Raw genomic sequence first — 12,743 nt, 5'->3', positions numbered from 1 at the left:
CCGATGGCAAAGACCTATTTCACCGAAGACCATGAATGGCTGCGCGTCGAAGGCGGCGTCGCCACGGTCGGCATCACCGACTACGCCCAGGAGCAACTCGGCGATCTCGTCTTCGTCGAACTGCCGGAAACCGGCAAGAAGCTGACCAAGGGCGACACTGCGGTCGTCGTCGAATCCGTCAAGGCCGCGTCGGACGTCTACGCCCCTGTCGACGGCGAGATCACCGAAGCCAATGGCGCGCTGTCGGCCGACCCGTCGCTGGTCAATTCAGCGGCGACCGGCGACGGCTGGCTGTGGAAGATGAGGCTTGCCGACGAAGGCCAGCTCGCGGCCCTCATGGATGAGGCCGCCTACAAAGCCCATATCGGCTGAAATCAGGACTTGATGCCATGACCACAGCGCTTACCCCCTTCTCGGCCCGCCACATCGGCCCGGGCGTCAACGATGTCAGAGCCATGCTTGCCGTGATCGGCGTTCCGTCCGTCGAGACGCTGATCAGCCAGGCCGTGCCGCAGTCGATCCGCCTCGACCTGCCGCTGACCCTGCCGGCGCCAGCCAGCGAAGCCGAGGCACTGGCCGAACTGTCGGCGATCATGGCCAAGAACACGGTGCTGAAGAGCTTCATCGGCGCCGGCTACCACGGCGTCCTTGTGCCGCCGGTCATCCAGCGCAACCTGTTCGAGAACCCGGCCTGGTACACGGCCTACACCCCCTATCAGGCCGAGATCAGCCAGGGCCGGCTGGAAATGCTGTTCAACTTCCAGACCCTGGTCGCCGAACTCACCGGCCTGCCGGTGGCGTCCGCCTCCCTGCTCGACGAAGCGACGGCTGTCGCCGAGGCCGTCGGCATCGCGCTGCGCCATCACCGCGACAAGCGCACCAAGGTGGCGCTTGCCGGCACGCCGCATCCGCAGACGCTGGACGTGGTGCGCACCCGCGCCGAGCCGCTCGGTATCGAGATCGACGGCGAAAGCATCGACGACAACACCGCGGCCCTGCTCGTCTCCTGGCCCGACACATTCGGCGTCTATGGCGACCACAAGGCGGCGATCGACAAAGCCCGCGCCGCCGGCGCGCTGGTCGTCTTCATCGCCGACCCGCTCGCGCTGACGCTGACCGACGCGCCGGCCGCACTCGGCGCCGACATCGCTGTCGGCCCGATGCAGCGCTTCGGCGTGCCGATGGGTTTTGGCGGCCCGCACGCCGCCTATTGCGCGGTCTCCGACAAGCTGACCCGCCTGATGCCCGGCCGCCTTGTCGGCCAGTCGACCGACAGCAAGGGTCGCCCGGGCTACCGCCTGGCATTGCAGACGCGCGAGCAGCACATCCGCCGCGACAAGGCCACCTCCAACATCTGCACGGCGCAGGCGCTGCTCGCCAACATGGCGACCGCCTATGCGATCTGGCATGGTCCGGCCGGCCTGCAGGCGATCGCCGGGTGCATCCACGGGCTCGCCGACCGGCTGGCTTCCGGCCTCAAGGCGGCAGGCGTCGCCGTGCTTGGCGCGCGCCGCTTCGATACGGTCACTGTCGACGTGAAGGGCAAGGCCGCTTCGATCGCCGCCGCCGCTGAAAAGGGCGGCCGGTTGCTGCGCGTCATCGATGCCGACCGTGTCAGCATCGCTTTCGACGAAACCTCGACGGAAGCCGATCTCGAGGCCATCGCCGCCTTGTTCGATGCCAAGCCGGGCGCGGCCGATGCCGGGTCAATGCCGGGCAAGCCGCGCGGCAAGGCGTTCCTGACCCAACCGGTCTTCCACGAGAACCGCTCCGAGACCGAGATGATGCGCTTCCTGCGCCGGCTGGCCGACAAGGATCTGGCGCTCGACCGCACCATGATCCCACTCGGATCCTGCACCATGAAGCTCAACGCGGCGGCGGAAATGATGCCGGTGAGTTGGCCGAGCGTTGCCAATCTCCACCCCTTCGCGCCGGCAAGCCATTCGGCCGGCTATCGCGCCATGGTTGCCGAACTGGAGGGATGGCTGTCGGAGATCACCGGCTTCGATGCGGTCAGCCTGCAGCCCAATGCCGGCAGCCAGGGCGAGTATGCCGGCCTGCTCGCCATCCGCGCCTATCACCGCGCGCGCGGCGAAGGCCATCGCACCGTCTGCCTGATCCCGTCCTCAGCGCATGGCACCAATCCGGCAAGCGCGGCGATGGCCGGCATGAGTGTCGTCGTCGTGCGTTGCCTTGAGGACGGCAATATCGACATGGACGATATGCGGGCCAAGGCCAACGAGCATTCCAAAAATCTCGCGGCGCTGATGTTCACCTATCCGTCGACGCATGGCGTCTATGAGGAAGGCGCGCGCCATCTCTGCGCCCTCATCCACGAACATGGCGGCCAGGTCTATTTCGACGGCGCCAACCTCAACGCGCTGGTCGCCCTGGCGCGGCCGGCCGACATCGGCGCCGACGTCTGCCACATGAACCTGCACAAGACCTTTTGCATTCCGCATGGCGGCGGCGGTCCGGGCGTCGGCCCGATCGGCGTCAGGGCGCATCTCAAACCCTATCTGCCTGGACACGTCACCGAGGGCTCGGCTCATGCGGTCGCGGCAGCGCCTTTTGGCAGCGCGTCCATCCTGCCGATTACCTGGATGTATATCCGCATGATGGGCACTGCCGGCTTGAAGCAGGCGACCGAGACGGCGATCGTTTCGGCCAACTATGTGGCAACGCGCCTCGCGCCGCACTTCCCGCTCCTCTACAAGGGCAGGCATGATCGCATCGCGCATGAGTGCATTCTCGACACACGCGTGCTCAAGGAAAGCGCCGGCATCAGCGTCGACGACATCGCCAAGCGGCTGATCGACTACGGCTTCCACGCGCCGACCATGTCGTTCCCGGTTGCCGGCACGCTGATGGTCGAGCCGACCGAGTCCGAACCCAAGCGCGAGCTCGACCGCTTCTGCGAGGCGATGATCGCGATCGCCGGCGAGGCCGCGAAAGTGGCCAAGGGCGAATGGCCGCTCGAGGACAACCCGCTGGTCAATGCCCCGCACACGGCGGCCGAGGCGCTGGCCGGCGAGTGGAAGCATCCCTATTCGCGCCTCGAGGCAGCCTATCCGGCGGGTGACGCCGACAACGCGGCGAAATACTGGCCACCGGTGTCGCGCATCGACAATGTCGCCGGCGACCGCAACTTGGTCTGCTCCTGCCCGCCGCTGTCGGAATATCTCGGCGCCGCCGAGTAGGCTCAACGCATGTCGCCCCAAAGTGCGAAGCGGGAAAACGACATGCGGAAAAGCATTCAGGCAGAGCGCAAGGCCGGCCCGGTATCGGGCTGGCCCTCCTTGGCCTGTTTGACGACGCGGTTTCGTCCGCCCCGCTTGGCCGCATAAAGCGCCGCGTCGGCATCCGCCAGCACCACCTCCAGCGGTCGGCCCTCGGCCGTGCCGAAACCCATGCCGCCGCTGACCGTGCTGCGCAACGGGCCGCGCGGCGTGGAAACAACCTCGGTGCCGAAGGCAACGCCAATCCGGCTTGCCAGATCGTGCGCCTTCTCGGGCGTCATGCGCGAGATGACGAGCGCGAATTCCTCGCCACCCAATCGAAAGGCTTCGACGCCGGTCTTGCCGTATTTCCTGATCACCGACGCGAAACGGCACAGCACCTGGTCGCCGACGGCGTGGCCGAAGACGTCGTTGGTCCTCTTGAAGTGGTCGAGGTCGAACATGGCGATCGCCATGAACGGGCCGAAGCCGCGATCGCCGTAAAGCGTCTTCAAGGCGCGCCGGTTCATCAGCCCGGTCAACGGATCGGTCATCGTCTCGGCCCTGAGCTCGATTTGTGCCTGCAGATGGTGCAACGACAGCGTCAGCGCGCCCAGCACGGTCATGCAGGCAACCGACACGACCGAGTTCAGCCGCTCGGCCCAATTGTCGGGCGCTCCGCCAAGCGTCCACTGCCCGTTGACCAGAAGAACCGCGCCGCAGAGCGCGAATGATAGACCGCAGACGCCACTCAGCAACGAGACGACAAGCAGGATGCGGCGGTCGTGATCGCCCTTCATCCAGAACATCGTCCCGATCGCGGCAAGCAGCGCCGTCACCATCGCATAGGTGATGAGGAAACCGGCGCCGTCAAAGCCGAGATAGGTGACCAGCGCGCATATGGCCATCGCCGCCAGCGCCGGCACGATGGCGCGACGGTAATTGCGGATGCCGAGATACTGCATCGCCGACAGGCACATGACGAGGAACCCCAAGCCGAGCAAGGCGAGCACGATCTGGCAGAGCCAGGGGCTTGCGTCCTTCGTGTAGCGCCAGAACAGCACGACATGGGCGACGAGCACGAGGATGCCGCAGGCGACGGTCAGCACGAAGCGGGCGCGCGGCGTGGTCAACCAGATCGCAAACATCGTGACGCTGAGGCAAGTGCCCGACAGCGCCGCCGCGAGCAGAAGCGAGCTGAAATCCAACATGCGTAAAGAATAGCCTCTCGAAGAGTCTCGTCGCCCCTCAATGTAGGTTGTGGCCGCCCCGCGCAAACCGATTTCGAGTTGCGTCCGATGCTACCTCGATACAGGGTTTATAAAGCGTCGATAGGGTCAGGTGAAAAGCCCGACCCGTTGCGGGAGCCGATCAGCCTCTGTCGAGCAGCGCCAGATTGGCGTTGACCATGGTCTGGTCGGCCATGCCAGCCTTGGCTTCGAGCAGCAGTGCCCTGGCCTTTTTCTTGTTGCCGCGCAGGAGCTGCGAATAACCCATATTGTTGACGATCTGCGGCTTGCGGCCGGCGACCTTCAAAAGCTGCGCATAGGCGCGATCGGCGAAATCGAAACGTCCGAGTTCGTCATAGGATGCGGCAAGCCCCATCCAGGCCTCCGCATTGTCGGATTTGAGCTCGACCGCCTTGCGGAAATGCTGTTCGGCAAGGCCGAAATTGGCCTCGCGGAACTGCGCCTTGCCCTCCACCAGGTCATTGGCGCTGACATCCTTGGCCACCGGCTGGATCGCCGTGGTCTTGGTCGCGTCGATAGTGTTGTTGGTCGTACAGCCGGTGATCATCAAGACGGCCGCCAACGCCGCCGCTACCGTGGGAAGTTTCTGACGCATGCCCCTGCCCCATCGCCCGATTTGCCGGGTCGTTCTTCAGGGAAAACAATATAGGAGAGCGATTAAGCTTCGGTGCTAAAATGCAGCTAAATTTTAGTTGCGCGCCAAGGATGCGTTAACCAGGGCTGGCAGCGCCAGCCGTGCCTGGATTCAGGTCAGGCCGAGTCGAAAATGGCGGGTTCCGAGAACCGGAGCGGAGCGTACTTAAGTACGTGAGCACCGGAAGCGCAGGAAGCCGCCATCTGCAGGCCGGCCTCACCTGAATCCTAGTGCGCCGTCAGCTTCACGATGATCGGGATGATAGCGATCATCAGCACCACCGGCAGGATGCAGACCGTCACGGGGACCGACATTTTGGCGGGCAAGGCATGCGCCTTCTCTTCTGCCAGCGACATGCGCTTATGGCGCATTTCGTCGGAAAAGACGCGCAGCGAGCCCGACAGGCTGGTGCCGAGCTCTTTCGACTGCTGCAAGAGCGTGGCGAAGGAGCGCACCTCGTCGAGGCTTAGGCGATCGGCAAGCGCTTTCAGCGCGTCGTCGAGGCTGCGGCCGGCCCGCAATTCCAGCGACACCAGCGTCAGGTTCTGGCTGAGCGACGGATAGGTCTTGCCGAGTTCCCTGGAGACGCGGTCGATGCCGGCTTCCATGCTCATGCCGGCATCGGAGCAGACAATCATCAAATCCATGAAGTCGGGAAAGCCGTTGCGGTATTCGCGCATCTTTTCCCGCACCTTCTGCGTCAGCACCAGGCCGGGCAGGAAATAACCGCCGGCGCCCGACAGGATGACGAAGGCCCAGCGGCTGGTCATGGTCGAGTCGGCGCTCGCCCACCATTGATTGACGAGGAACGCCCCAAACGCCGTGCCGATCAGCGCGCAGAACCGGATCAGGAAGAACATGCCGACGGCGCGCGGCTCCATATAGCCGGCCTGGATGAGTTTCATGCGCAGGCGCGCGACATTTTCCGGGTCGCTTTTGGCATAAAATTCCTGTGCGCGTTTCACCGCCTGCTCGCGCACGACATTTGTGTTCTTCTTGGGCGCCGGCTCCGCCTGCTCGACGGGTTGGAACACCTCGACCTTCAGCCGGCGCTTGACGTCGCTGCGATCACCCCTGGCAAGCACCAGCGGCCAGGCCACGGCGCCACCGCCCAGCACCAAAAGCAGCAGGGCCACCGGCAGCAGCGAGGTCGGAGCGAGTGAAGCGAGGAAGCGGATAAATTCTTCCATCTCAGAACCTGAAATTCGACATCTTGAACATGATGGCATTGCCAAGCAGCAGCCACAGGACGGAACCGGTCAGCATGTACCAGGTCTTCGCTTCGCCCCAGACATCGCGGTAGAACTGCGGCATCAACACCATGATGGCGGTGAACAGAAGCACCGGCACCGCGGTCAGGATGTAGGCCGACATGCGGCCTTCCGTCGAAATGGCGCGCACCTTGCGGCGCAGCTTGCCGCGGTCGCGGATCGTCAGCGACAAACCGTCAAGGATCTCGCGCAAATTGCCGCCCGAGCTCGTCTGGATCGACACCGCGGTAACGAACAGCGGCAGGTCCTCATGGCCCACCCGGTCGAACAGATTGTTCAGCGCCGAAACCAGGTCGGAGCCGTAGGTCACCTCATCGGCGATGACGCCGAATTCGGTGCCGATCGGATCGGCCATTTCGCGCGCCACCATGGCGATCGCCACGGGCACCGGATGGCCGGCTTTCAGGCCGCGCGTGATCAGCTCCAACGCCTCCGGCAGCTGGATGCCGAACCGCTTGTGCCGGCGCTTGCGCATGAAGCGCATCGTCATGACCGGCAGCACCGGCACCAGGACGACGAACAGGACAAGACCGAACAGCAGGGACAGGCCGTACCAGACGGCGACGAGCGCCAGCGCCGCGGCCGCGCCTGAGGTCATCGTCAGGAACTTGGAGAGCGGCATGGTCATGCCGGACTGGGTGCGCAAGGCGCGGAAGCGATCGCGCGAAAACACCGAGCCGCCGTCCAGCCCGCGCTCCTTGCGCAGTTGGACCAGGACCTGCTCCTGGCTGATCTTGTTTTCCGAAAGCTTCATGCGGCGATTGATCGCCGTGCGTTTGTCGCTACGCCCGGCATAGAGCAAATAGAGACCCTCGGCGATCATGATGCCGGTGAGCGCCGCCGCGGCGTAGACGGCGTAGATCGGGCTTAATCCCTCGAACATCGGCCTAGTCCTGCGGCCGGCCGGGCTCGAAATACTTGCCCGGGAATTCGATGCCCATGTTGCGCAGGTCTTCGAGGAAGCGCGGACGGATGCCTGTCGCCTCGAAATAGCCGAGGATCTTGCCGTCCGCTTCCATGCCGGTGCGCACGAAACGGAATATCTCCTGCATCTGGATGACGTCGCCTTCCATGCCGGTCACCTCGGCGACGCTCGTCACCTTGCGCTTGCCGTCCGACAGGCGTGTCAGCTGGACGATGAGATCCAGCGCGCTGGATATCTGGCTGCGGATCGACTGCACGGTCATCGGCATGCCGGTCATGCCGAGCATTTGTTCCAGACGCGAGATGGCGTCGCGCGGCGTGTTGGCGTGGATGGTGGCCATCGAGCCTTCATGGCCGGTGTTCATCGCCTGCAGCATGTCGAAGGCTTCCTCGCCGCGGCACTCGCCGAGGATGACGCGGTCGGGGCGCATGCGCAGCGCGTTCTTGACCAGGTCGCGCTGCTTCAATTCGCCATGGCCTTCGATGTTGGCCGGGCGCGTTTCCATGCGCGCGACATGCGGCTGCTGCAGTTGCAATTCGGCCGCGTCCTCGATGGTGATCAGGCGCTCGTCCTCGGAAATGAAGGCCGACAGCGCGTTCAGCATCGTCGTCTTGCCGGTGCCGGTGCCGCCGGAGATGATCGTGGTCTTGCGCGCATGCACCGCCGCTGCCAGCACCTCGGCCATGTTCTGGGTGATGGCGCCGAATTCGACCAGCTTGTGCAGGCCGAGCTTGTTCTTGGAAAATTTGCGGATCGACACCAGCGGCCCGTCGACACCGACCGGGCGGATGGCCGCGTTGAAGCGCGAGCCGTCGAGCATGCGGGCGTCGACCATCGGTTGCGATTCATCGACGCGGCGGCCGACCGCCGCGACAATTTTGTTAACGATTCTAAGCAGATGCGCCTCATCCTTGAACGGGATGTGGACCTGCTGCAGCTTGCCGCGCTTTTCGACGAAGCAATTCTGATGACCGTTGATCAGGATGTCGTTGATCTCGGGGTCCTTGAGCAACGGCTCGAGCGGGCCGAGGCCCACCATCTCATCGACGATATCGTCGACCAGCGAGTCGAGCTCGGCGTTGTTGATCGCCATCCGCTCCTCGCGCGTCTTTTCCGAGACGAATTCGTGCACCTGGCGGCGCATCTCGTCCTTGGGCAGCCGCTCCAGCGCCACGAGGTTGATCTCCTCCAGCAGCATGCGGTGGATGCGAATGCGCGCATCGAGCACCTTGTTGGTGCTTTTCTGGTGCACGGCCTCCTTCGGCGCGACAGGCTTGCGGGTGGTCGGAATGACCACGGCGGAATGCTGGACAGGCGCCGGTTCGGGCAACCGCTGCGGATGGGCGTCACGGTTCTGCAGATTGGAAAAGCGGGTGTTCATCCTGCCTTCCTCCGCAGCAGACCCTTGCCGAGGCCGAACAACGACTTCGACTTGACCGCCGTCTGGACGGCCTCCTCGGGCAGGATGATCCGCTTCAGGTCGTTGACGACATTGGCATTGGGATCGATGTCATGCAGCGGCACGCCGCGATCGACCGCCTCGCGCACCAGCCGGTAGTTGTTGGAAATGCCGCCGACGAAATGCTCGCCGAGGATTTCCTGGACGTCGGCCTGCTTGATGCCGTTGTCGAACATCTTCTGCTCGAAGCGGTTGACGATGACGTTGGGTTTCACTTCCTTGCCGACGGTCTCATAGACCGCCTGGATGAGGCGCTGCGTATGGCGCAGGCAAGGCACCGTCATCTCGGCCACGATGTAGAGCTTGTTGGAACCGAGCAGCACCGTCTCCGTCCAGGGAAACCAGGTGCGCGGCATGTCGATAACGACGTTGTCGAAATAGGCCGCCACGAGGTCGAGCATACGCACCACGACATCGGTCTTGAACGAACGCATTTCCGATGGCCGCGTCGGCGCTGCCAGCACGCAAAGCCCGCTCGCATGCTTGGACAGCATGACGTCGAGCAGTTGCCGGTCGAGGCGCTCCGGCTGGTTTTCGATTTCCGTGATGTCGAAGCGCGGCTCGAGGTCGAGATATTCGGCGCAGGCGCCCTGCTGGAAATTGAGGTCGACCACGCAGGTCGAGGCGCCGCGCGTCACCGAATGATGCAGCTGGAAAGCGGTCTGCAGCGCCAGCGTGGTGGTGCCGACGCCGCCGGCGGCCGGCATGAAAGTGTAGATATGCGACTCAGTGTTTTCTTCGCGCCCGGGGCCTTGCAGCGCCCGGATGACGGAGCGAACGAGATCGGCGGTGGTGATCGGCTTGACCAGGAAGTCGGCGACTTGAAGTTGCACCAGAATGCGCACCGCCGCCGCGTTGAATTCCTGGGTGACGACAACCACCGGAATGCGCCCTTCGAGCCGGCGCATGACGCGCTGCAACGACTCGATCTCGTCAAGCTTGGATGCATCCATGTCGACGATGACGGTGCCGAAATCGGCTTCCAGCGCCTCGCCGCGCAACTCGTTGATGCTCTTCTCCACCGTCAGAAGCTCGATCACCTCGGAGGACGCGAAAGCCGTCCGCGTATCTTGCGAAAATGTCCTGTCGCTCGAAACCAGCAGGATCTTCTTGGTCTTGGTGCCGGATGCCATGGTGGTCGCCCAATCAATTGGTGGTCGTCGATGCGGCCGTCTGGCCGGCTTTTGCGCCGACGGCCTGGTCGGCCGCGGCAACCGGGCGCTGCGCCGGCACCTTGAGCTTGGTGTTCTGGACGCCGTACTGCCAGGGGTCGACCATCTGCATGGCTGTGTTGGCAGCCTGCGCGTTGCCGGCCGCCGGGGTTACCCCTCGGTCCGCACATAGTCGTCGCTGGTGCAGCCGCCGACGACGGACAAAACAGCAATGCAGAGGGCGATGCGCATGGCTTCAGTCCTTCGGCAGATCGAGGAAGTGACCCGACGTGGCGGCGACGGGCGGCGCCGCTGTCGGCGAACGCCACCGGGCGCTTGGGCGCTGAAGCGTCCACTTCCTCGGTGTTGTTCAGGAAATAGTCGGCAGTGCTTGGCGGGCGCGTTCCATCGGTCGGCTCGAGCATCTTCTTGGAGGGATCGACCGGTTTGACCAGGTAAGGCGTGACGATGATGACCAGGTCGGTTTCGCGCCGCTGATAGGATTTCGAGGAAAACAGCGGTCCAAGCACCGGCAGCTTGCCGAGGCCGGGAAGGCGCGACGTGGTGATGTCGTTTTGCGACTGCAGAAGGCCGGCGATCATGAAGCTCTGGCCGTTCTTCAGGTCGACCGACGTCTTGGCGCGGCGCACGATGAAGCCAGGCACCGAAATACTGCCGATATTGTAGGAGGCCGACGCATCGATCGACGACACTTCCGGCGCGATGTCGAGGCTGACCAGCCCATCCTTCAGAACCGTCGGCGTGAAATCGAGGCTGACGCCATATTTCTTGTAGCTGACGCTGATCTTGCCGTTGTCTTCCGAAACCGGGATCGGGAATTCACCGCCGGCAAGAAAACTCGCCGTTTGGCCCGAACGGGCAATCAGGTTCGGCTCTGCCAGGCGCCTGGCGAGGCCGCGTTCCTCCAGCGCCTTGATGGCGATGTCGATCGAAAGACCGTTCGACAACAGACTGCCGATGATTTCGCCATTGCCCGCGGCCGGTATGGTGCCCGGCTGCAGGGTGACCTGGCGGCCGCCCATGCCGTAGGCGAAATTGGCGCTGTATTTGGCGCCGAGGTCTTGGCCTGCCTGGCGGTTGATCTCGACGAAGCGGACGTTGAGCTGCACCTGTTGCGAGGATGAGATGTTGACCGAGTTGATCACTTCCTCGTTGCCGGAAAAGCGTGATGCGATCTTGCTTGCCTTGTCGGCGGCGACTGCGTCATCGGCTTCGCCCGACAGCACGACGCGGCCGTTGGCCGAGCCGACCTTGATCTTGGCGTCCGGCACGCTGGCGCGAATGGTGCTGGCCAACTGGTCCGTATCCAGCGTCACTTCGACGTCGATGGTGCCGACAAGCTGCTTGTTCTGGTCGAACAGCGCGATGCCGGTGGTGCCCAGATTGTTGCCCAGCACATAGAAGGATTTGTCGGTCAGCGGATTGACGTTGGCGATCTCCGGATCGCCGATGACGATCTGGTAGAAGGCGGCACTTGTCATGATCGTCTTCGGCTTGCCCTTGGCCACCTTGATGGAGGCGTTCTGGGTCGCCGAGACGTAGATGACGTCATTGCTCGCCCTGGCCGGCGCCGCCAAACCAGCCGCTACCAGCGGCATCGCCAGCGCGATCGCGCCAAGCAGGCGCCAGCCCCCGGTCGTCCGAAATACATCAAGCCCAAACATCTTGCCCCGTCCCCGCCGGTCCCCACCGGCTATTGCTGCAGTTCCCGCGAAGGAACCTTGTATTCTTCGACCTTGTCGCCGCGCGTCACGATCACCGTCTTGAACTTCGGCGCGTCATCGTCCTTCGTCACCGCGTTAACGAGCGAGGCAGCGCTCGCCTGCGCGCTTGCGGCAACCGAGCCGCCGAACGACGAAATGGTGGTGAGCCCGCTCTTGCTGGCGCTGGCATCGGCCGAGGAACGCAAGGACAGCGACAAGGTGCCGACGGTGCGCGCAAGCGCCACCTTCTGCGCCCCTTCATTCGTCACCTCGATGGTCACGGAATTGGCGATCTGTGGCGCTGTCTTGCGTTCATCGGCGCCCTGCCCGACCGAAAGCACCTTGGCGTCGGACACGACGACTTCGGAGGTGACCGTCGAGCCGGTCGCGCCTTGAGCGTTCTTGGACACTTCCTGGATGTCGCCGGCATCGCGCGTCAGCACGACATCGACCCGGTCTCCCGGGGTGATGAAGCCGCCGACGCCGGCGATCTCGTCGGTGCGGATGGTGACGGCGCGCATGCCGGGCGACAGCATGTTGGAAAGGGTGGCGCGGCCGTTCGGTCCCGACAGCTTGGTGAGCAGCACCGGTTCGTTGACCTCGATCGGCGACAGCACGACCCGGTTGCCATCCGTAAGCAGCTTGTCGATCGTGGGGAACGCGCCTTGCGGCAGCGAATCCTGCGGCCACGGAATTTCGGCGAGTTGCGCCCGTTCGAGCTCCATGCCGTAGCGCAACGGCGCGCTTGCCACCACGATGGTCTTGAATTCGACCTTAGGCTGCGGCGCCGCGACCGAAACAATCTTGAGCTCGGGCTGGGCCTTCGCCTGGCTCTTGACCCAGAAGTCCGCGGCAAAGATCGAGATCGCGCCGAAGACGGCGGCGATGCCGATCATGGTTATGGCCTTGCCTCGCACAACGAAACCCCTGACGCCCGTGGTCTTTTGTTAGTTGTCACTCACGCTAGGCATCATTGTTAAAGAATCAGGAATCCTACGGCCGTCGGATCGCCCTATTTCGGCCGGCTTGGTTATCGAATGGTTTTGGATTAAGAGACAGTTTGATCCCTGAACGGAACAGGAACCTCGTTCGCCCGCCGAAAGCGTGGCAG

10 protein-coding genes and 1 pseudogene are annotated in these 12,743 nt (G+C 63.8%); 2 read left to right on the top strand and 9 right to left on the bottom strand.

The annotated features are described in order from the left end of the window. The first annotated feature begins 3 nt into the window (after positions 1–3). Positions 4–372 (top strand): glycine cleavage system protein GcvH, encoded by a 369-nt coding sequence (gene gcvH, locus ACVDG8_RS34810; protein ID WP_447252520.1) that lies wholly within the window; start codon positions 4–6, stop codon positions 370–372. A 17-nt stretch (positions 373–389) separates the two neighbouring features. Beyond that, on the top strand, positions 390–3,200 hold the full coding sequence (gcvP, locus tag ACVDG8_RS34805) for an aminomethyl-transferring glycine dehydrogenase (protein WP_447252519.1): 2,811 nt from the start codon (positions 390–392) through the stop codon (positions 3,198–3,200). Positions 3,201–3,256: 56 nt separating this feature from the next. Here the strand turns inward: gcvP and ACVDG8_RS34800 are convergent, their stop codons facing one another. The 9 genes and pseudogenes from ACVDG8_RS34800 to cpaB all read right to left on the bottom strand — a co-directional run bounded on the left by ACVDG8_RS34800 (position 3,257) and on the right by cpaB (position 12,528). Then, positions 3,257–4,429 carry a diguanylate cyclase gene (locus tag ACVDG8_RS34800; RefSeq protein WP_447252518.1) on the bottom strand — a complete coding sequence of 391 codons (1,173 nt, stop codon included), beginning with the start codon at positions 4,427–4,429 and terminating at the stop codon, positions 3,257–3,259. 160 nt (positions 4,430–4,589) lie between these two features. Then, entirely contained in the window at positions 4,590–5,063 is a 474-nt protein-coding gene (locus tag ACVDG8_RS34795) for a tetratricopeptide repeat protein (protein ID WP_447252517.1), read from the bottom strand. A 266-nt stretch (positions 5,064–5,329) separates the two neighbouring features. Next, a complete protein-coding gene (locus tag ACVDG8_RS34790; protein WP_447252516.1) occupies positions 5,330–6,292 on the bottom strand; it encodes a type II secretion system F family protein in 963 nt (320 codons plus the stop codon). 1 nt (position 6,293) lies between these two features. Further along, positions 6,294–7,256: a type II secretion system F family protein gene (locus ACVDG8_RS34785; protein ID WP_455707435.1), complete on the bottom strand. Its 963-nt coding sequence runs from the start codon at positions 7,254–7,256 to the stop codon at positions 6,294–6,296. A 4-nt stretch (positions 7,257–7,260) separates the two neighbouring features. Then, a complete protein-coding gene (locus tag ACVDG8_RS34780; protein ID WP_447252514.1) occupies positions 7,261–8,679 on the bottom strand; it encodes a CpaF family protein in 1,419 nt (472 codons plus the stop codon). Beyond that, positions 8,676–9,890, bottom strand: coding sequence for an AAA family ATPase (locus ACVDG8_RS34775; protein ID WP_447252513.1), 1,215 nt, complete (start codon positions 9,888–9,890; stop codon positions 8,676–8,678). The genes ACVDG8_RS34780 and ACVDG8_RS34775 overlap by 4 nt, the downstream gene beginning before the upstream one ends. Before the next feature lie 13 nt (positions 9,891–9,903). Next, positions 9,904–10,041, bottom strand: a complete 138-nt coding sequence (locus ACVDG8_RS34770) for a hypothetical protein (RefSeq protein ID WP_455707434.1) — start codon at positions 10,039–10,041, stop codon at positions 9,904–9,906. 123 nt (positions 10,042–10,164) lie between these two features. After that, positions 10,165–11,593 (bottom strand): annotated as a pseudogene (locus ACVDG8_RS34765) (type II and III secretion system protein family protein). A gap of 29 nt (positions 11,594–11,622) precedes the next feature. Beyond that, positions 11,623–12,528: a Flp pilus assembly protein CpaB gene (gene cpaB, locus ACVDG8_RS34760; protein WP_447252510.1), complete on the bottom strand. Its 906-nt coding sequence runs from the start codon at positions 12,526–12,528 to the stop codon at positions 11,623–11,625. Positions 12,529–12,743: the final 215 nt, after the last annotated feature.

Source organism: Mesorhizobium sp. ORM8.1 (assembly GCF_053005525.2).
Note: the sequence above shows the minus strand (reverse complement) of the source record. Positions and strands in the feature narration are given on the sequence as shown.